This is a genomic window from Xanthomonas sp. BRIP62415 (genome assembly GCF_003993515.1).
GTDB classification, from domain to species: domain Bacteria; phylum Pseudomonadota; class Gammaproteobacteria; order Xanthomonadales; family Xanthomonadaceae; genus Xanthomonas; species Xanthomonas euroxanthea.
Window position 1 is genome coordinate 94289 of record NZ_QEZH01000023.1, and the last position, 21706, is coordinate 115994.

At 66.9% G+C, this 21706-nt stretch carries 15 protein-coding genes; 6 read left to right on the forward strand and 9 right to left on the reverse strand.

The window, feature by feature from the left end:
- Positions 1-181: 181 nt before the first annotated feature.
- The 4 genes from EO141_RS08120 to EO141_RS08135 all read right to left on the reverse strand — a co-directional run bounded on the left by EO141_RS08120 (position 182) and on the right by EO141_RS08135 (position 5237).
- A complete protein-coding gene (locus EO141_RS08120) occupies positions 182-1297 on the reverse strand; it encodes a polyamine ABC transporter substrate-binding protein (protein WP_127168927.1) in 1116 nt (371 codons plus the stop codon).
- A gap of 214 nt (positions 1298-1511) precedes the next feature.
- Complete coding sequence (locus tag EO141_RS08125) at positions 1512-2888, reverse strand: aspartate aminotransferase family protein (protein WP_127169204.1); 1377 nt, start codon at positions 2886-2888, stop codon at positions 1512-1514.
- Between the two features lie 201 nt (positions 2889-3089).
- Positions 3090-4475, reverse strand: coding sequence for a glutamine synthetase family protein (locus EO141_RS08130; protein ID WP_127168928.1), 1386 nt, complete (start codon positions 4473-4475; stop codon positions 3090-3092).
- A gap of 6 nt (positions 4476-4481) precedes the next feature.
- The gene (locus EO141_RS08135) at positions 4482-5237 is read right to left on the reverse strand and encodes a gamma-glutamyl-gamma-aminobutyrate hydrolase family protein (protein ID WP_104582237.1); all 756 of its coding nucleotides are present in this window, start codon (positions 5235-5237) and stop codon (positions 4482-4484) included.
- Between the two features lie 285 nt (positions 5238-5522).
- On the opposite strand from EO141_RS08135, the gene EO141_RS08140 reads away from it, so the two are divergent.
- The 3 genes from EO141_RS08140 (at position 5523) to EO141_RS08150 (ending at position 9613) form a co-directional block, all read left to right on the forward strand.
- Positions 5523-6902: a glutamine synthetase family protein gene (locus EO141_RS08140; protein ID WP_127168929.1), complete on the forward strand. Its 1380-nt coding sequence runs from the start codon at positions 5523-5525 to the stop codon at positions 6900-6902.
- Positions 6902-8218: an FAD-binding oxidoreductase gene (locus tag EO141_RS08145; RefSeq protein WP_127168930.1), complete on the forward strand. Its 1317-nt coding sequence runs from the start codon at positions 6902-6904 to the stop codon at positions 8216-8218. Before EO141_RS08140 ends, EO141_RS08145 begins: the two co-directional genes overlap by 1 nt.
- Before the next feature lie 96 nt (positions 8219-8314).
- The gene (locus EO141_RS08150; RefSeq protein ID WP_047125193.1) at positions 8315-9613 is read left to right on the forward strand and encodes a diguanylate cyclase; all 1299 of its coding nucleotides are present in this window, start codon (positions 8315-8317) and stop codon (positions 9611-9613) included.
- Between the two features lie 27 nt (positions 9614-9640).
- Here the strand turns inward: EO141_RS08150 and EO141_RS08155 are convergent, their stop codons facing one another.
- The 5 genes from EO141_RS08155 to EO141_RS08175 all read right to left on the reverse strand — a co-directional run bounded on the left by EO141_RS08155 (position 9641) and on the right by EO141_RS08175 (position 17091).
- Positions 9641-10945, reverse strand: coding sequence for an MFS transporter (locus tag EO141_RS08155; protein WP_127168931.1), 1305 nt, complete (start codon positions 10943-10945; stop codon positions 9641-9643).
- A gap of 1001 nt (positions 10946-11946) precedes the next feature.
- Positions 11947-12225: a hypothetical protein gene (locus EO141_RS08160; RefSeq protein ID WP_164739119.1), complete on the reverse strand. Its 279-nt coding sequence runs from the start codon at positions 12223-12225 to the stop codon at positions 11947-11949.
- Entirely contained in the window at positions 12215-14563 is a 2349-nt protein-coding gene (locus tag EO141_RS08165; RefSeq protein WP_127168933.1) for an FdhF/YdeP family oxidoreductase, read from the reverse strand. Before EO141_RS08165 ends, EO141_RS08160 begins: the two co-directional genes overlap by 11 nt.
- Positions 14560-15405: a formate dehydrogenase accessory sulfurtransferase FdhD gene (gene fdhD, locus EO141_RS08170; RefSeq protein ID WP_127168934.1), complete on the reverse strand. Its 846-nt coding sequence runs from the start codon at positions 15403-15405 to the stop codon at positions 14560-14562. Before fdhD ends, EO141_RS08165 begins: the two co-directional genes overlap by 4 nt.
- 6 nt (positions 15406-15411) lie before the next feature.
- Entirely contained in the window at positions 15412-17091 is a 1680-nt protein-coding gene (locus tag EO141_RS08175) for an OFA family MFS transporter (RefSeq protein WP_115677443.1), read from the reverse strand.
- A 406-nt stretch (positions 17092-17497) separates the two neighbouring features.
- On the opposite strand from EO141_RS08175, the gene EO141_RS08180 reads away from it, so the two are divergent.
- The 3 genes from EO141_RS08180 to EO141_RS08190 all read left to right on the forward strand — a co-directional run bounded on the left by EO141_RS08180 (position 17498) and on the right by EO141_RS08190 (position 21619).
- Complete coding sequence (locus EO141_RS08180) at positions 17498-18850, forward strand: aspartate aminotransferase family protein (RefSeq protein WP_104582135.1); 1353 nt, start codon at positions 17498-17500, stop codon at positions 18848-18850.
- Positions 18851-18961: 111 nt separating this feature from the next.
- A complete protein-coding gene (locus EO141_RS08185; protein WP_127168935.1) occupies positions 18962-19819 on the forward strand; it encodes a plasmid replication/partition related protein in 858 nt (285 codons plus the stop codon).
- A 495-nt stretch (positions 19820-20314) separates the two neighbouring features.
- Entirely contained in the window at positions 20315-21619 is a 1305-nt protein-coding gene (locus EO141_RS08190; protein ID WP_104647914.1) for a DUF445 family protein, read from the forward strand.
- Positions 21620-21706: the final 87 nt, after the last annotated feature.

Below are 21706 nucleotides of genomic sequence, written 5' to 3' on the forward strand. Positions count from 1 at the left end.
GTCGTGGGCGAGGCGCGCGCGACGACGGGGCCGCATCAGCGGTTCGGCGAAGGCGGCGCAACCATACAATTATTTGAACCGCCCGGTACAGATTGCGTGATGACCGCAGTCAGCGTCCGCTCGGACTTCCGGACAAACGCCGGCAGACGCTCCTACAGGAATAAAACAGTGATGGCGGCTGTCAGCGCCCGGTCTTGATCTCGGTCCACAGCCGCGTATACAGGCGGTCCACCTCGGGCGGATTGATCGCATAGGTGAACATCCGGGCGGTCACCTCCGGCGGCGGGTAGATGGTGGGGTCGTTGCGGATCGCCGCGTCCACCAGCGGCGTGGCGGTGCGCACCGGGTTGGCGTAGTGGATGAAGTTGCTGTTGGCCGCGGCTACCTCCGGCTTCAACAGATAATTGATGAAGGCGTAGGCGTTGTCCGGGTGCTTGGCGTCCTTGGGAATGGCCAGCATGTCGAACCACTGCGGCGCGCCTTCCTTGGGGATTGCGTAGGCCACCTTGATGCCGTTGCCGGCTTCCACCGCGCGGTCGCGCGCCTGGATGATGTCGCCCGACCAGCCCACTGCCAGGCAGGTGTTGCCGTTGGCCAGCGAGGTCACGTACTGGCTGGAATGAAAGTTCTGCACATACGGGCGGATCGTCTTGATCAGCGCGGCGGCCTTTTCGATGTCGGCCGGTGCGCTGCTGTGCGGATCCAGGCCCAGGTAGTTGAGCGCGATCGGAATCAGGTCCGAGGGCGTGTTCAGCAGGGTCACGCCGCAGTCCTTCAATCTGGACAGGTTTTCCGGCTTGAACACCAGATCCCAGCTGTTGGCGACCTCGGTGCTGCCGAAGATCGCCTTGAGCTTGTCCACGTTGTAGCCGATGCCGGTGGTGCCGATCATGTACGGCACGCCATAGGCATTGCCCGGATCCTGCGTGGCGATGCGCCGCATGATGTCCGGGTCCAGATTGGCCAGATTGGGGATCTTGCCCTTGTCCAGCGGCAGGAACACGCCGGCCTGGATCTGCCGGCCGAAGAAGTTGAGCGTGGGCACCACCACGTCGTAATCGCTGCCACCGGCGAGCAGCTTGGTTTCCACCATCTCGTCGCTGTCGAACACGTCGTAGGTGACCTTGATGCCGGTGCTCTTTTCGAACGCGGGAATGGTGTCTTCGGCGATGTAGTCCGAATAGTTGTAGACATTGAGCACCTTGGCCTGCGCCTCGGCGTCGCCGGGCGCATTGCGGCCGCCGCAGGCGGCCAGCAAGGTGGTGGACAGCGTCAGGGCGAGCAGTCGCAGCGTCATGCGGGTCTCCAGGGCAGCGCGATCAGGGCGGACCGGTGTACGGCCGGTCGGAGGTCCAGCCTACCCATGGTGTTTGTGTTTGCACAGCGTGGCGTGGCGCAATTCCCGCGTGCACTGCGGCAGGCGGGCACGGCCGATGCCGGAATCGCACCGGCCCGCCGCCCTTTGCACATGCGCGCGAGACCTTCAGCCTCGGGAGCTGCGCCGGCAGGGCTTACGCCGCGCCGACGCCCAGCGCCTGCGCGGTATCGTCCAGCGCCGCCCAGGCCTTGTCGAACAGTTCGTCGACCTGTTCGCGGGTGATGATCAACGGCGGCGACAGCAGCATGGCGTCATGGGTGGCACGCAGGATCAGCCCGCGCCGCAGCGCGAAATCGCGGCACAGGGCGCCAACCCGACCGCGCTCGGGAAAGTAGACGCCGCGCTGGCGTTTGTCCGGCACCAATTCCAGTGCCCCGACCAGCCCGGCGATACGCGCCTCCCCCACCAGCCGGTGTTCGCCCAGCTCGGCCCAGCGCTGCGCCAGATACGGTGCGATGTGGGTGCGCGCGCGTTCCACGATGCCCTCGTCCTGCAGCAGGCGCAGGTTCTCCAGCGCCACCGCCGCGCAGACCGGATGCCCCGCATAGGTGCCGCCATGCGCCAACTCGCCGCCCTGCGCCTTGAGCACACCGGCCACGCGATCGTTGAACATTGCCGCTGCCAACGGGATGTAGCCGGAGGTGATGCCCTTGGCCAGCGTCATCACGTCGGGCTGGAAGCCAAAATACTCCGCACCGAACCAGGCACCGGTACGCCCGAACCCGCAGATCACCTCGTCGGCCACCAGCAGCACGTCGTAACGCCGGCAGATACGTTCGATTTCCGGCCAGTAACTGCGCGGCGGGATGTACACCCCGATCGCGCCCATGATCGGTTCGCCGATGAACGCCGCTACGTGTTCCGGCCCGAGCTGCAGAATCCGGTCTTCCAGCCGACGTGCCGCCAGCAGTCCGTAGGCCTCGGGGTCCATGTCGCCGCCATCGCCGAAGTGATACGGCGGCGCGATGTGGTGGATATCCGGGATCGGCAAGCCGCCCTGCCTGTGCATGCCTTTCATGCCACCCAGGCTGGCACCGGCCATGGTGGTGCCGTGGTAACCGTCGTGACGGCCGATGAAGATGCGTTTTTCCGGCTGCCCCTGCACCGCCCAGAAATGCCGCACCAGGCGCAGGATGGTGTCGTTGGCCTCCGACCCGGAGTTGGCGAAGAACGCGTGGTTCAGATCGCCCGGCGCCAGCTCCGCCAGCTTGGCGGCCAGATGGATGGTGGGCTCGGTGGTGCACTGGAAGAAGCTGTTGTAGTAGGCCAGCTGTTCCATCTGCCGCGCTGCGGCCTGCGCCAGCTCGGTGCGCCCGTAGCCCACATTCACGCACCACAAGCCGCCGAACGCATCCAGCAGCTTGTTGCCCTGCGCGTCCCAGACATACACGCCCTCGCCGCGGGTCAGGATGCGCGTGCCCTGCTCGGCCAATGCCGCGTTGTCGTTGAACGGATGCAGGTGATGGGCGGCATCGAGTTGCTGCAGGGTTTTCAACGCGGTGGGGTGCACGGCTTGCTCCGGGAGGTGGCTCACGCCAGTGGCGCGAATGCAGTGGCGTTATAAAAAGCAGCTGGCGCAGAACGCGTCGGACGCCAGCAGTGCACTTGGGTTCGAGCCATTGCCAGACAACCTCCCCTCATCCGCCCTTCGGGCACTTTCTCCCGATGGGAGAAGGGAACGGTGCGGCACGCTGCGCGAGGCGCATACGCCTTATACATTCAACAACAGGAACTCGCGCTCCCACGAACTGATCACCCGGAAGAAGGTCTCGTATTCCTTCCGTTTCACCGAGATATAGGCGCGCACGAAGCGCTGCCCCAGCATGTCCTGCAAGGCCTCGCAGCCCTCCAGTCCGTCCAGTGCCTCGCCCAGCGAGCGTGGCAGATCGTAGCCCTGCTCCTTGCCGTTGCTGCTGATCGGCGCAGTCGGCTCGAGCTTCTCGCGGATGCCGAGCAACCCGCAGGCCAGGGTCGCCGCCATTGCCAGATACGGGTTAGCGTCGGAGCCGGCAAAGCGGCTTTCCACCCGCATGTTCTGTGGTGCATCGATCGGCACGCGCAGCCCGCAGGTGCGATTGTCGAAGCCCCACAGCACATTGCTCGGCGAGACCTCGCCGAACATCAGCCGCCGGTAGGAATTGACGTTGGGCGCCAGCAGCCCCATCGCCATCGGAATGTACTTCTGCAGGCCACCCAGATAATGCGCGAAGGTGTCGCTGAAGCCGCCCTCGCGTCTGCCGCTGAACACATTCTTGCCGGTGCCGGCATGCAGCAGGCTCTGGTGGATGTGCATCGCACTGCCCGGCTCGGTCTCCATCGGCTTGGCCAGGAACGTCGCATAGACGCCATGCCGCAGCGCGGCCTCGCGCATGGTGCGCTTGAACAGGAACACCTGGTCCGCGCGCGAGAGCGCATCGGCGTGGGTGAAGTTGACCTCCAGCTGCGCGGCGCCGGATTCGTGGATCAGCGTATCCACGTCCAGCTCCATCGCATCGCAGTAGTCGTACATCAGGTCCAGGATGGGGTCGAACTCGTTGACCGCATCGATCGAATACGACTGCCGCGCCGTCTCCGGACGCCCCGAGCGCCCGGCCGGTGGCAACAACGGGAAATCCGGATCGGTGTTCTTCTGCACCAGGAAGAATTCCAGCTCCGGCGCCACCACCGGTTGCAGCCTGGCTTCGGCATACGCCTCCAGCACGCGCCGCAGCACATTGCGCGGGGCAAGCTCATGCGGTTGGCCATCCTTGGTGTAGCAATCGTGGATGACCTGCGCGGTGGGATCGGCCGCCCACGGCACCATGCGCACGGTGGACGCGTCCGGGCGCAGATGCATGTCCGAATCCGATGGCGAGGTCAGCGCGTAATAATCGTCCGGGAAATCGCCGGTGACGGTGGTGGCGAAGATGCCCTCCGGCAGCCGGGTGCCGTAGTCGTGCGAGAACTTGTCGGCCGGAATGATCTTGCCGCGTGCATTGCCGGTGATATCCGGCACCAGGCACTCGACCTCGGTGATGTGGCGCTCCTTGAGCCAGCGGCGCAGGGCGCTTTCGGGCTGCTTGGGCGTGGACGTGCGCGAACGTGTGCGGATGGACATGCAACCTCACTGACCGCGTCGGGCGGCATATTGGCGACAGGCCTCGCCGAAGGCCTGGAAGATGGCACGGTAGAACGGATGCTGTGTGACACGCCACTCCGGGTGCCACTGCACCGCCAGCAGGAAGCCCGGCCCGGGGCCGCGAAAGGCTTCGATCAGTCCATCCGGCGCGGTCGCCTCGATCAGCAGGCCGTCGGCCAGCCGCGCAATGCCCTGCCCGTGCAGCGAGTTCACCGCCACCTGCGCGCTGTCGCTGATGCCGGCCAGCAGGCCGCCGGCATGCAGCTGCACCGCATGCGCCGGGCCGTACTGCGCGTCCAGTGGCGCGGTACGGTCTTCGCGGTGATCGGCCAGACCGGGCACCTCATGCACGCGCTGATGCAGACGCCCGCCCAGCGCTACGTTGACCTCCTGCAGCCCGCGGCAGATCGCCAGCACCGGCAGGCCGCGCGCAAGTGCCTGCGGAATCAGCCCGAGGCTGGCGGCATCGCGCGCCGGGTCGTGCGGATTGCCCTCCCAGCTCGGCTCGTCGCTGTAGTGATGCGGCTCCACATTGCTCACCGCACCGGTCAGCAGCAGGCCATCCAGGCGATCCAGCCAGACGCCCGCATCCAGCGCCGGCTGCAGGCTCGGCAACAGCACCGGCATTGCGCCGGCCGCGTCCACCACCGCGCGGATGTATTTTTCGCCGGTGGCCAGAAACGGATGCGGCCCTTGCTGGATGCGATCGGTCGGCAACCCGACCAGGGGAACGACAGCCATGCGGATATCCCGGTTGTACGCGGCAGGGAGACGGGTGCGCTCGCCGTCAGGCAGGCGCAGGAAATGTGCAGGCCACAGGGTGGCGCGTGTTTGCAATCGTGCGTGGCATTGCATGCTCCGATCGCGACGCAACGTCAGCGTGTCTTCGCCACGGGTTGAGGGTGTGTCGTGGATGCCTGCGAACTTACCGCGCAGCCAGCGGCATTGCCAGGGTCGGCACGCGCACGATTGCGAAAGATCACGTGCGCTTTGCTAGTCTGGGCAGCGACCCTGCAGGTGGTGCCCATGGTTTCCGAGAACTCCGTCGCGTGCTTGCCCGCCACCGATGCCGCCACGCTGGCGCGGATCGATGGCTGCGAGGCGGTCGACCTGCTGTTGCCCGACACCAATGGCGTGCTGCGTGGCAAACGCGTGACAGCCGAGGTCCTGGGCAAGATCTATCGCGACGGGGTGTGCCTGCCGATGTCGCTGATCGCCACCGACATCACCGGCAATACCGTCGAGGAAACCGGGCTGGGCTATGCCATCGGCGATGCCGATCGCATCTGCCGGCCCATTGCAGGCTCGCTGCGCCCGGTGCCGTGGGCACCGCGGCCGATGGCACAGCTGCTGCTGGCGATGCATCAGCCGGACGGCAGCGTGTTCGAGGTCGCGCCGCGTGCGGTCCTGCAGCGCGTGCTGCACGGCTTCGCCGCGCTCGGCCTGACACCGGTGATTGCGGTGGAACTGGAGTTCTACCTGTTCGATGCGGTGCCCGATGCACAGGGGCGTCCGCAAACACCGCGCGACCCGCAGACCGGTGCGCGCAGCGACAGTACCCAGGTGTATTCGCTGCAGGACCTGGACGACCAGCGCACGTTCACCGACGCGGTCACCGCCGCCTGCCGGCAGCAAGGCATCCCGGCCGACACCGCCGTGGCCGAGTACGCGCCCGGCCAGTTCGAAATCAACCTGCAGCATCGTGCCGATGCGGTGGCCGCCTGCGACGAGGCACTCCTGCTCAAGCGCACCATCAAGGCGATTGCGCAGCAGCAGGGCAAGCTCGCGAGCTTCATGGCCAAGCCGTTTCCCGACCAGGCCGGCAGCGGCCTGCACCTGCACGTGAGCCTGCTCGATGCCGACGGACACAACGTGTTTGCCGGCAGCGTCGCTGCACCTGCCGACCGCCTGCGCCATGCCATCGCCGGCCTGCAACGGCATGCGGAGGCCTCGTTGCTGATGTTCGCACCGCACGCCAACAGTTACCGCAGGTTCGTCAGCAACGCCTTCGTGCCACTGGATGCGAGCTGGGGCTTCAACAACCGCACCGTGGCGCTGCGCATCCCGCACAGCGATGTACGCAACACCCGCATCGAACACCGCATCGCCGGCGCCGATGCCAACCCGTACCTGGCCGCCGCCGCCGTGCTTGCCGCCATGCTGGACGGCCTGCAACACCCCGGCGAACCCACCGCGCCAGTCACCGGCAATGCCTATGCGCAATCGGTGTTCCGGCCGCGCACCTGGCAGGGCGCAGTGGATGCATTCGGCGCCAGCGACTTCGTCGGCGCGCAGTTCGGCAGCCAGTTCCAGCATGTATTTGGCCAGCAGAAACAGCGCGAGCTGCTCGACTACCAGGCGCTGGTGCCGGATCTGGACTACGCCCGATATCTGCGAATCGTCTGATGGACGGCCCGGGCACGCCCCTGCCGCCTGCCGATCCGCCGGGCAATGGCTATCCCGACAGCTGGTACGCGCGCAGCACGCCGCCCTTGCCGGAGCAACCGCGCCTGCAGGGCGCCGCACGTGCCGATGTCTGCATCCTCGGCGCCGGCTACACCGGCCTCACCGCCGCGCTCGCCCTGGCCGAGGCCGGCTACTCCGTCATCGTGCTGGAAGCCAGGCGCATCGGCTGGGGCGCCTCCGGGCGCAACGGCGGCCAGGCCATCGTCGGCTACGGCTGCGAGCAGGAAACCCTGGAAGCGCTGGTCGGCGATGCCGACGCGCGGCTGCTGTTCGACTTCTCGCGCGACGGCATGCGCCTGCTGCGCGCGCGCATCGCGCGTCATGCCATCGCCTGCGACTGGCGCGACGGTCACGCCCATGTGCCACTGAAACCGCGCCAGGTGCAGGCCCTGCAGCACGGCATCGTGCGGATGGCCGAGCGCTATGACTACCCGCTGGAATGGTGGGACCGCGCGCGTACCCGGCAGGTGCTGGACAGCCCGCTCTACCTGGGCGCGATGTTCGACCCGGCCAGCGGCCATCTGCATCCGCTGGCCTACGCACTGGGCCTGGCACGCGCAGCGCTGGCGGCTGGCGTGCGCATCCACGAGGCCTCGGCGGTGTCCCGCCTGGAACATGGCGCGCGCGTGACGATGCAGACCGACCAGGGCAGCGTCAGCGCCGACTTCGGGGTGATCGCCGGAAACGCCCTGCTGCAGGGCATTTCCACAACGCTGGAAGGCCACATCATGCCGGTCGGCACCTATGTCGGCGCGACGCCGCCGCTGGGCGCAGCCCGCGCGCGCACGCTGATCGCCAACGACATGGCGGTCGCCGACACCAACTGGGCACTGGATTATTACCGGCTCAGCGCCGACCACCGGCTGCTGTTCGGCGGGCGCGCCAGCTACTCATCGCGCCCGCCCCCCGGGCTGGATCGCTTGATGACCCGGCGCATGCACATGGTCTTTCCGCAACTGCACGACGTGCCGCTGGAAACGCTGTGGGGCGGTTACGTGGACATCTCGCGCAATCGCGCCCCGCACTGGGGACGGCTGGGGTCCAACGTGTATTTCGCCCAGGGATTCTCCGGGCATGGCGTCGCCGCCACCGGGCTGGCCGGCCAGGTCGTCGCCGAGGCCATCGCCGGCCAGAGCCGGCGGCTGGACGTGTTCGCGCGCATCCCGCATCAGCCTTTTCCCGGTGGACGCCTGCTGCGTACCCCGCTGCTGGTGGCCGCGATGAGCTGGTACCGGCTGCGCGATGCATTGTGGTGAGAGGGGCGCGGTCTTGGGCACTTTGAGACGCGGCGCTCAAGTTTTGGCGAACCGGGCCGTTAGCCGGTAGGACGGTTCGATCCGCACGGCCAGCCGATGTCCCCAGGTACCCTACATCGCAATAGCGAAAGCGCAGTCCTGCCGCAACGCGTGTTGCTGGTGGAGAACTCGCGCACCTTCACCAGCATGCTGCGCGAAGCCATCGAGCAACGTGTGGAACTGCCGGTCACGGTCGTGTCGACCCTGGCGGAAGCGGCCCGCGTATTGGACGAAGAAGACGGTTGGTTTCTGGTTCTGACCGGTCTGGTGCTGGTGGACGGCGACCGCGACAAGGTCGTGGAATTTTTCCTTTCGCGCAAACTGCCCACCGTGGTGGTCAGCGGCGTCTATGACGAGGACCTGCGCCAGCGCGTGCTGCAGCAGCAGATCATCGATTACGTGCTCAAGAACGCGCCCGGCAGCATCGAGTATCTGGCCTGGCTGGTGCAGCGCCTGGAACGCAACCGCCGCATCGCGGCGCTGGTGGTGGACGATTCGCTGTCTGCACGGACCTATGCAGCCGCGTTGTTGTCCATGTACGGCTACCGCGTGGTGCTGGCGGCCGACGGCGCGGCCGGCCTGCAGGCGATCGAGCGCGATCCCGGTATCCGCCTGACCATCGTCGACCAGGAAATGCCCGGTATGGAAGGGGTGGAATTCACCCGCCGGCTGCGCGCGATCCGTTCGCGCGACAAGGTCGCGGTGATCGGCATCTCCGGCAACAGCGATTCGTCGCTGATTCCGCGCTTCCTGAAAAATGGCGCCAACGACTTCCTGCGCAAGCCGTTTTCGCGCGAAGAATTCTTCTGCCGCGTATCGCAGAATGTGGACCAGCTGGAACTGATCGGCACGCTGCAGGACCTGGCCACCCGCGACTTCCTCACCGGCCTGCCCAACCGGCGCTATTTCCTGGAACAGAGCCAGCGGGTGATCCCCACCCTGCTGTCGCAGGAGCAGACGGTCACCGCGGCGATGCTGGACATCGACCACTTCAAGCACATCAACGACACCTGGGGCCACGAAGCCGGCGACCAGGCGCTGCGGGCGGTGGCCGCATCGGTCTCCAGCCATGCGCGGCCGCAGGATCTGGTGGCACGTTTCGGCGGCGAGGAATTCTGCCTGCTGGTGCCGGGGCTGGATGCCGCCAACGCCACCAGTTACTTCGAAACCCTGCGCGAGCGCATCAGCGCGCTGCGCGTGCGGATCGGCAATGAAACCCTCAGCATGACGGTGAGCATCGGCGTGTGCATCGCTACCGAAGACGGCCAGTCGCTGCACCACCTGCTGGGCGAAGCGGACAAATACCTGTACCTGGCCAAGGCCGGCGGTCGCAACCAGGTGCGCCTGGCCAGCTGAGCCGCGTTGGCTCCGCCGCCGCGCTGGCTAGGTCGAAATCGCCGATGCCGAACGGCGCCGCATCGCACGTGCGGCCATCAACGCCACCAGGCTCAGTACCGCAGCGCCGCCCAGATACTGCCCCACCGCCTGCACGCCGAAGCGTGCGGCTAGTTGCGTGGCCACGTACGGCGCAGGCGCCGCACCGAGAATGCTGGCCAGGTTGAACGACAGCGAGGCACCGGTGTAGCGCACCTCAGTGGGATACAGCTCGGCCAGCAACGTGCCGCAGGGGCCGTAGGTCAGGCCCATGAAGAAGAAGCCCAGCCCCAGAAATGCCAGTACCTGCAGCGGGTGATTGGCCTGGAACAGCGGCGCGAACGCCAACCCGAACGCAATGATCGCAACACTGGCCAGCATCATCGCCAGCGGCGCACCATGACGGTCGCCAAACCTGGCCGAGAGCGGGATGCCGATCGCGAAAAACACGATGCCGGCCATCTGCAACAACAGGAATTGCTCCTTGTCGTAGCCCAGGGTCTTGGTGCCGTAACCCAGCGCGAATACCGTCATCAGATAGAACAGCACGAAGGTGGCGAACGCGCCCAGCGTGCCGATGATCAGCGCCGACCAGTGCTGCGAGATCACCGTGCCCAGGGGCAGGCGCACACGGGTCTTGCGGTCCAGGGCCTTCTGGAAATCCGGCGTCTCGGTGATGCTCAGGCGTACCCACAGACCGGTCAGCACCAACAGCGCGCTGGCCAGGAACGGCACCCGCCAGCCCCATTGCATGAACTGCGCATCGTCGAGCACCGCGCCCATGCCGAGAAAGGTGCCGGTGGACAGCAGAAAGCCCAGTGGCGCACCCAACTGCGGAAACATGCCGTACCACACGCGCTTGCCCGGCGGTGCATTTTCGGTGGCAAGCAGCACGGCCCCGCCCCACTCGCCGCCCAGACCCAGGCCCTGGCCGAAGCGACACAAGGCCAGCAGCGCTGGTGCGAACACGCCGATCTGGGCGTAGCTGGGCAGCAAGCCGATCGCCACGGTGGACAAGCCCATCGTCAGCAGCGCCGCCACCAGGGTGGCCTTGCGCCCGATCCGGTCGCCGAAGTGGCCGAACACCGCCGAGCCTACCGGCCGCGCGACGAAGGCCACTGCAAACGTCGCCAGCGACTGCAGCATCGCCGCGCTGCCATCGCCCGCCGGAAAGAACAGGGTGGGAAACACCAGCACCGCGGCGGTGGCGTAGATATAGAAATCGAAGAACTCGATCGTGGTGCCGATCAGGCTGGCGAACAGCACGCGCGCAGGCGAATTGATGGGAGCAGCGGGCGGCGCGGCAGCAGTCATCGTTGATCGGCTTCCAGACAAGACAGGACAGACGATTCTGGCAGATTGCAGCAAGGGTTTGCGCAGGCCCACCGGTGGGCAAAAAGTTACAGACGTGACCTCCGGCCGAGGTGGGCCATGTCAGCCTCAGTTCTGGCAGTGACCGACAGCGCGCGGCGCGTTCTCTTCACCGAGGATTGATCGCGCCGAAAATGCGTCGGTTGCAGAGCGGCGGGTCTGCGACTTGGCTGTAGAGCTCTTGTCTGCTCGCCACAGCAGGACGTGCCGCAAGTCCGCTCTGGGTATATCGCTAACTCCCGAAATTCCGCTTATTTTAGGGTGGTCGTCAGACAATGCGGATAGATCACTGACAGAGCGGTTGGTCAGCTATTTGGCTGCAAGGCCCTTGCCGGCCCACCATCGCGGGACACGCCGCAAGTACGTCCATGTAGGCTCCGGCGCGGCATCCATGCCGCTCAGGGTCCCGCGACGGTGGGCCGGCAAGGACCAGTCGAGATGGTCGGTACGTCACGTAGAGCAGTGCTGGGTGCGCCTTGTTCGATCGTGAAGCATCGCCTCCACGTCTGATGCGCACCGCGCGACAGACAGCTCTTCAAACGAGCGCCGACCAACTGTCTGGTGCGGTGTCCTCGCCGGTTGCGGGACCGTGTGGCGGCATGGATGCCGCCACCGAGCCCCCAGGGACGGGTTCACGGCGTGTCCCGCACGCGGTGGGCCCGTCCTGGGGGCTCGACGCTGCGAGTGTGCTGCAGGGTCCTTGCCCGCCCACCCTCGTAGGACACGCCGCAAGTACGTCCGTGTAGGCTCTTACGCGGCATCCATGCCGCGTAAGGTCCCGCGACGGTGGGCGGGCAAGGACCTGTCGAGACACTCGGTGTGTTTGGCTGCAAGCAAAGCACGGCCTGCGTTGTTCGGATCAGGTTGCGTCTGATCAAGCTTCCGTGCAGGTGAAGAGGCTTCAGTCTCCCGCCTTCCTCAGCCGGGAACTGACAGCAAGTTGCTCAGTCGCCGTGCGGCGCCTGTGCCATTGCACGCTGCGCATGCGCAGCGCGCCCGGCATCCGTCAGCACCGCGAATTGGCGCTCGCCGCGCGCTTCCACCTGGATCCAGCCCGGACCGGGGTGACCGTCCAGGCTGGCGCTGCCCAACCACGCCAGGGTGCGCAGCAGGACGCTCATGCGCACGCCCAGCTGCTTGCACAACCGGGCCAGCGACACGCCCTCCGGCGTGTCGGCCAACGCAACAAGCAACTGCGTGGTGAGCTGTGGATCAGCGGACAAGCACCGCTCCGATGTCGCGCGGCGCCGCATCGGCGGTTTCGGCGCGGTGCGGCAGCACGATGACCGGAATCGACTTGGAGGTGGGCGTACGCGCTTCGTCGGCGAAGCTGGACAGCGGCACCAATGCGTTGGTTTCCGGGTAGTACGCTGCCAGGCAGCCGCGCGGGATGTTGTAGTCCACCAGCAGGAAGCGGCGTGCCTCACGATGCACACCGTCCTCGCACAGGCTCTCCAGGTCCACCCAATCGCCGGCCTTCATGTTCAATGCCGCGATGTCCGCACCATTGATGAAAAGCACGCGGCGCTCGCCGAACACGCCGCGGTAGCGGTCGTCCAGCCCATAGATGGTGGTGTTGTATTGATCGTGCGAGCGCGTGGTGGCCAGCGTAAACACCATCTGCCCGGTGTGGCTGCGGCGTGCGCGGTGGATCGGGTTGTCGGTCGGCACCGCGTGTGGCTTGAACACCGCGCGCTTCTCGGGCGTCACCCACTGGCGATCACGCGCGGTGTTGGACAGACGGAAACCGCCCGGCACGCGCACGCGCTGGTTGAAGTCGGCAAAGTCCGGGAAGACCTGTGCGATCAGATCGCGTACGCGGTCGTAGTCGCCCACCAGCCAGCGCCAGCGGATCGCGCTGCGCGCGCCCAGCGTTGCCTCGGCCAGGCGTGCCACGATCGCCGGCTCGGACAGCAGGTCCGGCGAGGCCGGCGGATTGATGCCGGCCGACAGGTGCACCATGCTCATCGAATCCTCCACCGTCACGCCTTGCGGGCCCGCGTCCTGGATGTCGATTTCGGTACGACCCAGGCATGGCAGGATCAGCGCATCGCGGCCATGCACCAGGTGGCTGCGATTGAGCTTGGTGGTCACATGCACGGTGAGTTCGCAATTGCGCAGCGCGCGATGCGTGGCGTCGGTATCCGGCGTGGCCGCGGCAAAGTTGCCGCCCATCGCGAAGAACACCTTGCCGCGCCCGTCCAGCATCGCTTCGATCGCACCAACGGTGTCGAACCCGTCTTCGCGCGGCGGCGCAAACCCGAACAGCGTCTGCAGCTTGTCCAGGAAGGCGGCCGGCGGTTTCTCGTAGATCATCATCGTGCGGTCGCCCTGCACGTTGCTGTGCCCGCGCACCGGGCACACGCCCGCGCCCGGCCGGCCCAGATGGCCGCGCAGCAACAGCAGGTTGGTGATCATGTGGATGGTGGCCACCGAATGCTTGTGCTGGGTGATGCCCATGCCCCAGCAGGCAATCACGCGCTCGGCATTGAGATAGAGCTCGCCGGCCTTGCGCAGCGCGGCCTCGTCCAGCCCGGACTCTTCGATGATGGTGTCCCAGGATTCGCCATGCACCTCGGCAGCGAAGGCCTCGAAATTGGCGGTGTGGGCGTGGATGAATTCCAGGTCCAGCAAGCGCGGCGTGCCATCGCGCTGGGCCTGCTCGTCGCGCTCCAGCACATGCTTGATGATGCCCTTGACCGCGGCCAGGTCGCCGCCGATCTTGAGCTGGAAATAATCCGAGGCGATGCGGGTGGAGCCGTTGTGCAGCATCTCCAGCTTGTCCTGCGGGTCGGCGAACTTTTCCAGCCCGCGTTCGCGCAACGGATTGAATGCCGCGATCGCCGCGCCGCGCTTGGAGGCCTGCCGCAACTCGCCGAGCATGCGCGGGTGATTGGTGCCCGGGTTCTGGCCGAAGATGAAGATCGCATCGGCCAGTTCGAAGTCGTGCAGCGACACCGTGCCCTTGCCCACGCCGATCTGCGAACGCAGCGCAGTGCCGGACGGCTCGTGGCACATGTTCGAGCAGTCCGGGAAGTTGTTGGTGCCGAACTCGCGCACGAACAACTGATACAGGAAGGCCGCTTCGTTGCTGGTGCGCCCGGAGGTGTAGAAGATCGCCTCGTCCGGCGATGCCAGCCCGTTGAGGTGCCCGGCAATCTGCGCAAACGCCGCGTCCCAGCTTACCGGCACGTAGTGATCGGTGGCGGCGTCGTAACGCATCGGCTGGGTCAGCCGGCCCTGCCCTTCCAGCCAGTAGTCGCTGTATTGCGACAACAGGCTGACGCTGTGCGAGGCAAACAGCTCCGGCCCGGCGCGGCGTGCGGTGGATTCGGCGGCAACGGCCTTGGCGCCGTTCTCGCAGAACTCGAAGGTGGAGGTGTGGTCGCGGTCGGGCCAGGCACAGCCGGGGCAGTCGAAACCGTCCGGCTGGTTGGCATGCAGCAGCGTCTTGGCGCCCTGCACCGCGATGTCCTGTTCCATCAGGTGCTTGGCCACCGAGCGCAGTGCGCCCCAGCCGCCAGCGGGATTGTCGTATTGCTGGATGGTCTTCTTGCTCATGCGGGCTCTCCCACGGCGACGCCCAAGTCCAGGCGCTGCGGATGGCTGTAAACGACACAATCGTGATTGCGGGCAAACCCGATCAGGGTCAGTCCCGCACTGTCGGCCAGGCTGATCGCCAGCGCGGTCGGCGCCGAAATCGCTGCGAGCAGCGGGATCCGGGCCTGCGCGGCTTTCATGGCCATTTCGTAACTGGCGCGGCTGGTCACCACCGCAAATCCGTGCGATGCATCGACGCGCGCGCGCGCCAGGGCACCGATCAACTTGTCGAGCGCGTTATGCCGGCCGACATCCTCGCGCACGTAACGCACCACACCCTGCGCATCGGCCCAGCCGGCGGCATGCACCGCGCCGGTCTGCGCGGCGATCGGCTGCTGCGCATGCAGCGCATCCAGTGCACGCGCCAGGGTCTGCACATCGATCTGCAGCGCGGACTGCAGCACCGGCGGCACACGCAGCACCGCTTCGATCGATTCGTTGCCGCATACCCCGCAACCGCTGCGCCCGTCCAGGTTGCGCCGCCGCTGGTCCAGCGCGGCGGCACGCCCGGGCGGAATCTCGATCTGCAGCGAGGCGCCCTCCAGGAACGTCTCCACCGCCGTCACCCGCAAGTCCTGCGGGTGCTCGACGATGCCTTCGCTCAGCGAGAACCCGAGTGCGAAATCCTCCAGGTCCTCCGGCGTGGCCATCATCACTGCGAACGGCACGCCGTTGTAGTGGAAGGCAACCGGCATTTCGGCCGCCACCATGTCCTGCACCGTGGCGTTGCGGCCGCCGCGGTGGCGGACGACCGTGCGCACCACACTGCCGGCGCGCACGGAACGGGAAGACAGAGTGGTCATCTCATCTCAATGAAACAGCACGAAGGCTTTCTGCAGCGTGACCCAGATGCCCCAGCACATCGGCACGCCAACGGCCAGCCAAGCCAGCGCGACCAGCGCGGGATTGCCGCCATGCCCGATGCGCGCCATCTGCTCCGGCGGCAGGATCGCCTTGCCGCTGCGGTCCACCTTCTCGTGCGCCAGCTGCTTCTCGCGCGCCAGTTCGTCAGGCGTCATGAAGTGACGCGCGGCCACCGGACGCACCAACAGGTTGCAGATCAGACCGAGCACCAACATGCCGGCCAGGATGTACATGGTGGTGTTGTAGACCTGTGACGGCGGGCTGCCGTGGGCCAGCTGGTACTCACGCATGTAGCCGACGACCACCGGGCCGAGAATGCCGGCGGTGGCCCAGGCGGTCAGCAGGCGGCCGTGGATGGCGCCCACCATCTGGGTGCCGAACAGGTCGGCCAGATATGCCGGGATGGTGGCAAAACCGCCGCCGTACATCGACAGGATGATGCAGAAGATGCCCACGAACAGCGCGATGCCGCCCACGCTGCCGGCCGACGGTGCCGCCGCATACAGGCAGATGCCCAGCACGAAGAACAGCGTGTAGGTGTTCTTGCGGCCGAGCTTGTCGGACATGCTGGCCCAGAAGAAGCGGCCGCCGATGTTGAACAGGCTGAGCAGGCCGGTGAAGCCGGCCGCGATGGCCGCGATGCTGGCCAGCTGCGCCGTATCCAGGCTGCCGAAGCCGGCATCCACCCCGATCAGGCGGCCGCCGAACACTTCCTGCAGCATCGGCGAGGACATGCCGATCACGCCGATACCGGCCGACACGTTCAGGCACAGCACGCCCCACAGCAGCCAGAACTGCGGGATGCCCCAGACCTTGCTCACGTGCACGTGGTTGGCGGTGATCATGGCGTTGTTGCTGGCCACCGGCGCGGTCCAGCCGGCCGGGGTCCAGCCGCTCGGCGGCACGCGGTAACCGAACGCGCCGGCCATCATGAAGACGAAGTACAGCGCCGCCATCACCAGGAAGGTTTCCATCACGCCCACCGAGGTCGGCGTGGCGAAGTGGCGCATCAGCGCATCGGCCAGGGGGCTGCCGATCATCGCGCCGCCACCGAAGCCCATGATCGCCATGCCGGTCGCCATGCCGCGGCGGTCCGGGAACCATTTGATCAAGGTCGACACCGGCGAGATGTAGCCCAGGCCCAGACCGATACCGCCGATCACGCCCGAGCCCAGCCACAGCATCCAGATCTGGTGGAAGTGGATGCCGGCCGCCGATATCACCAGCCCGCCGCACCAGCACAGCGCCGAGACCACACCGGCCTTGCGCGGGCCGGCACGTTCCAGCCAGCCGCCCCAGACCGCCGCCGAGCAGCCCAGCAGCACGAAGAACAACGTGTACATCCACTGCAGTTCGCTGATCTTCCAGTCACAGGTGGTGGCGACCATGCGCGCGAACAGGCCCATGTCGGCCGGGCACGCGATCGCTTCGGTGATGCCCAGCGCCTTGGACAGCGGCAGCCAGAACACGCTGAAGCCGTAGGCCATGCCGATACACAGATGGATCGCCAGTGCGGCCGGCGGTACCAACCAACGATTGAACCCAGGACGCGCGACGATGCGCTCCTTGGACAGCAGGCCGGCGTCTGCGCCGTTGGCGCTCGCCACGGTGGACCCTTGTGTCATTCCCGTTCCCCTAAAAAGTACGATGAAGTGTCCGGAGCGCCTGACGAAACGCCTGCACGCAGACGGTGTCAGTGGCCGCGAAAACGATTGATGGCTGCGATCGATTGACGTGTTGCGATAAGGGCAGCGGCGACTACCAGGCCCAACTGGCACTCGTCTGGCGCATCATCGGCGATCGTTGAATCTTTGCAATGCTTCGGCGCGCCCCGCAGCCGCTCAAACACCCGTCCCGGCCCGCGCCACAAGGCGTTCCCAGAGCTTAGCGGCAGACGCTGCGACTAATTGACTAGTCCGTGCGGATCGGTGCATGCGGGTCCGGAAATCGTGGTCGCCGTCGCGCTCTGCGGGGTGACGGCCGACGCGCGGTGGCCGTAGAGTCGGACGCTCCCCAGCGACGGAGCCCGCCATGCACGACCACCCTCCGCGCGACGACGCGCATGCGTTGCAGGCAGCGGCGCAGCTGGACGCGTTCTGGATGCCGTTCACCGCCAACCGCCAGTTCAAGGCGCGCCCGCGCCTGCTGGCCTCCGCTGCCGGCATGTACTACCGCGATGTCGATGGGCGCCAGATCCTGGACGGCACTGCCGGGCTGTGGTGCTGCAATGCCGGCCATGCACGCGAGCGCATCGTGGCGGCGATCCGCGCGCAGGCCGGCACGCTGGATTTCGCGCCGACCTTCCAGATGGGCTCACCGCTGCCGTTCGTGCTGGCACAGCGGCTGGCCGCGATCGCCCCGCCCGGCCTGGGCCATGTGTTCTTCACCAACTCCGGCTCGGAGGCGGTCGACAGCGCGATGAAGATCGTGCTCGCCTACCACCGCCTGCGCGGCGAGGGCCAGCGCACCCGCTTCATCGGCCGCGAGAAGGCCTACCACGGGGTCGGCTTCGGCGGTATGTCGATCGGCGGGCTGCCCAACAACCGTAAATGGTTCGGCCCCCTGCTGGCCGGCACCGACCATCTGCGGCACACGCTGGATCTGCAACGCAATGCCTACACGCGCGGGCTGCCGGCGCACGGCGCCGAACTGGCCGACGATCTGGAACGCCTGATCACCCTGCATGACGCCTCCACCATTGCGGCGGTCTTCGTCGAACCGGTGTCCGGCTCGGCCGGGGTGATCCTGCCGCCGGAAGGCTATCTGCAGCGGCTGCGCGCCATCTGCGACCGCCACGGCATCGTGCTGGTGTTCGACGAGGTCATCACCGGCTTCGGCCGGGTCGGCGAGGCGTTCGCGGCGCAACGCTTCGGCGTCACCCCGGACCTGATCACCGCCGCCAAGGGGCTGACCAGCGGCAGCGTGCCGATGGGCGCGGTGCTGGTGGCCGATGCGATCTTTGACGCCTTCATGCACGGCCCGCAGAACGCGATCGAGCTCTTCCACGGCTACACCTATTCCGGCCATCCGCTGGCCTGCGCCGCGGCGATCGCCACGCTGGACACCTACGCCGAGGAGAACCTGTTCGACCGCGCGATCACGCTGGGGCGGCAATGGGAAGATGCGCTGCACGGCCTGCGCGGGCTGCCGCACGTCATCGACATCCGCAACATCGGCCTGATCGGCGCGGTCGAGCTGGCCCCGCGCGACGGCGCGCCGGGCGCACGCGGCTACGAAGTCTTCGAGCGCTGCTTCCATGACGGCGGCCTGCTGGTGCGCGTCACCGGCGATGTCATCGCGCTGTCGCCGCCGCTGATCGTCACCCCCGAGCAGATCGGGCAAATGGTCGAAACGCTGGGGAAGATCCTGCGCAGCACTGCCTGACGGCGACGGCACGGGCGCCCGCGTGTACCGTCCGCGCGCAGCCCGGTCAAGCGCGCAAAGCCGGAGCAGGCTCACTACAATGCCGGCCCCGCACTTCCCCGCAGTTGCCGCATGAACATCGTTGTCAAAGAAGAACTCAAGGCCTACATCGACCCGTTGACGCCCGACGAGCACGAGGCGCTGGAGCGCAGCCTGCTGGCCGAGGGCTGCCGCGATGCACTGGTGCTGTGGGGCGATGTGCTGGTGGATGGCCACAACCGCTACGGCATCTGCCAGAAGCACGGCCTGCCGTTCCAGACCGTGCAGAACCCGCGCTTCCAGTCGATGCAGGACGTGCAGCTGTGGATGATCGAGCAGCACCTGGGCCGGCGCAGCGTGTCGGACTTCCAGCGTGGCGTGCTGGCGCTGCGCAAGCGCGAGATCCTGGCCGCGCGCCAGCGCAGCCAGCGCGATGCCGACGCCGCGGCGGAAGCGCCGGTGGTCACCGACGATGACCAGCCCGCCGCCGGCATCGACCACGGCACCGTGCAGGCCGCCGCCGACAGCGACAGCCCGCCGTGGGAAGAGACCTCCACACCGGTCAGCCGCGCCGAGCTGGCGCGCGAGGCCCGCCTGAGCAACAACCAGGTGGTGATGATCGAGCGCATCCACAAACAGGCCGCCCCGGAAGTGGTGCAGGCGGTCAAGGCCGGCGAGATTTCCATCAGCGCCGCCGCTGCCGTGGCCACCCTGTCTGAGGACGAGCAACGCGCCGCCGCGCAGGCCGGCAAGGCCGAGCTCAAACAGGCGGCCAAGCGCGTGCGCGACGCCAAGCGCAAACCCAGGCCCGACGAGGCCGAAGGCGGCGAAGCCGAACGCCGCGATGTGAAAGCCCTGCAACGCCGCGTGACCGAACTGGAAAACGAAAACGCCGCGCTGCAGGCCAAGGTGACCGCGCTGCAATCACAGCTGGAGCGCCTGCGCGGCTGAATACCCGACAGTGCATCACCGTAGGAGCGCACCCGGGCGCGACGCGGCTGTCCCGGTAACGCCATCGCGCTCAGGCGCGCTCCTACAAAACGATCGGCCGCTGCACGAATGGCGACCGCGATCGCTGCAACCACCCGTAGGAGCGCACCCGGGCGCGACCGGGCTGTCCTGGTAACGCCGTCGCGCTCGGGCGCGCTCCTACAAAACCGATCGGCCGCTGCGCGAATGGCGACCACGATCGCTGCAACCACCCGTAGGAGCGCACCCGGGCGCGACCGGGCTGTCCTGGTAACGCCGTCGCGCTCGGGCGCGCTCCTACAAAACGATCGACCGCTGCGCGAATGGCGACCACGATCGCTGCAACCACCCGTAGGAGCGCACCCGGGCGCGACACGGCTTTCCCGGTAACCCCATCGCGCGCAAGCGCGCTCCTACCGAACCGATGACGCCCGGCCGTGGACATGCCCTGCTCCGGCGACTGGGTACACTTCGGACATGGAACCCAGTCTCAGCACTCCTCGTCCCGTCGATCCCCGTCGTGCCCAGCTGCAGCGCATGAAGCTGTTGGCGGTGGCCCTGCTGCTGGCCATGTTCGCCGGCTTCGTCGTCAGCCACCTGATGGGCGAGCAAGGCGTCTGGGCCTGGGTCTCGGCCTTCTGCGAAGCGGCCACGGTCGGCGCATTGGCCGACTGGTTCGCGGTGGTGGCCTTGTTTCGCCGCCCGATGGGCCTGCCGATCCCGCATACCGCCATCCTGCCGCGCGGCAAGGACCGTCTGGCCGATGGCCTGGCGGTGTTCGTGCGCGACCAGTTCCTCGCCCCGGATGCGTTGATGGACAAACTGCGCGTGTTCGACCCGGCCAGCCGCCTCGGCGAATGGCTGGCCAAACCCGAGCAGGCGCGCATGCTCGCGCAGATGGCGCGCAGCTGGATGCTGCAGGCGTTGGAGCTGCTGGACGAGGCTGCGGTGCGCCGCGCGATCCAGCGCTTCGTGGTCGACCGTCTGCGCAAGTGGAATGCCGCCGCCACCGTCGGCGATATCATGGCCCTGCTCACCACCGATGGCCGGCACCAGAAATTGCTGGACGAGGTGCTGCTGCGCCTGGGCGAGTGGCTGGACCAGGAGCAGGTCAAGACGCGCGCCTCGGCGTTGATCGTGCGCTACGCGCGGCGCGAGTGGCCCAAGCTGGTCGGCACGGTGAACTGGGTCAAGCCGATCGAAGAGATCGGCGACAGCCTGGCCGACCGCATGGCGCGTGCGGCGATCGAGGAGTTGCAGGACATCCTCAAGACGCCCGAGCATCCAATCAGGCTCGACTATGAAGCCTGGCTGCAACGCTACATCGCGCGCCTGCGCGACGAGCCGGCAATGGCCGAGCGCGTGGAAGAACTCAAGCAGCGCGCGATCGAACATCCGGCCCTGCAGGACTACGTGCAAGGGCTGTGGGGCGAGATCCGCGATGCGCTGCGCAACGACCTGGCGCGTGAGGAATCATCGATGGCCGCGCACATGGAGCGTTCCATGCAATCGCTCGGCCAGGCATTGTCGCAGGATCCCTCGCTGCGTGAAGCCCTCAACCAGCACATGTTGCAGGCAGCCGACAAGCTCACCACACGCTTGCGCGCATCGGTGACCGAGCATATTGCGTCGACGGTGAAAAGTTGGGACGAACGTCACCTCGTCGAACAATTGGAATTGGGTGTCGGACGCGATCTGCAATACATTCGGTTCAATGGAACGCTGGTGGGCGGACTGATCGGTCTTGCCCTTCACGCATTATCGATCTGGCTGGCGTTCTGATGCATTGGCAATGACGTTGATCGCCCACCGGAAGCACGTGCAGACACGGGGAAGACCGCACGCATTCTGATGATCGTCAGGCGCCAC

Excerpts from the sequence above, each read along its gene's own strand:
- EO141_RS08185 (WP_127168935.1), top strand. The coding sequence starts at position 18,962 with ATGAACATCGTTGTCAAAGAAGAACTCAAGGCCTACATCGACCCGTTG.
- EO141_RS08155 (WP_127168931.1), bottom strand. The coding sequence starts at position 10,945 with ATGACTGCTGCCGCGCCGCCCGCTGCTCCCATCAATTCGCCTGCGCGC.
- EO141_RS08140 (WP_127168929.1), top strand. The coding sequence starts at position 5,523 with ATGGTTTCCGAGAACTCCGTCGCGTGCTTGCCCGCCACCGATGCCGCC.
- EO141_RS08190 (WP_104647914.1), top strand. The coding sequence starts at position 20,315 with ATGGAACCCAGTCTCAGCACTCCTCGTCCCGTCGATCCCCGTCGTGCC.
- EO141_RS08150 (WP_047125193.1), top strand. The coding sequence starts at position 8,315 with ATGTCCCCAGGTACCCTACATCGCAATAGCGAAAGCGCAGTCCTGCCG.
- EO141_RS08120 (WP_127168927.1), bottom strand. The coding sequence starts at position 1,297 with ATGACGCTGCGACTGCTCGCCCTGACGCTGTCCACCACCTTGCTGGCC.
- EO141_RS08180 (WP_104582135.1), top strand. The coding sequence starts at position 17,498 with ATGCACGACCACCCTCCGCGCGACGACGCGCATGCGTTGCAGGCAGCG.
- EO141_RS08175 (WP_115677443.1), bottom strand. The coding sequence starts at position 17,091 with ATGACACAAGGGTCCACCGTGGCGAGCGCCAACGGCGCAGACGCCGGC.
- fdhD (WP_127168934.1), bottom strand. The coding sequence starts at position 15,405 with ATGACCACTCTGTCTTCCCGTTCCGTGCGCGCCGGCAGTGTGGTGCGC.
- EO141_RS08145 (WP_127168930.1), top strand. The coding sequence starts at position 6,902 with ATGGACGGCCCGGGCACGCCCCTGCCGCCTGCCGATCCGCCGGGCAAT.
- EO141_RS08135 (WP_104582237.1), bottom strand. The coding sequence starts at position 5,237 with ATGGCTGTCGTTCCCCTGGTCGGGTTGCCGACCGATCGCATCCAGCAA.
- EO141_RS08130 (WP_127168928.1), bottom strand. The coding sequence starts at position 4,475 with ATGTCCATCCGCACACGTTCGCGCACGTCCACGCCCAAGCAGCCCGAA.
- EO141_RS08165 (WP_127168933.1), bottom strand. The coding sequence starts at position 14,563 with ATGAGCAAGAAGACCATCCAGCAATACGACAATCCCGCTGGCGGCTGG.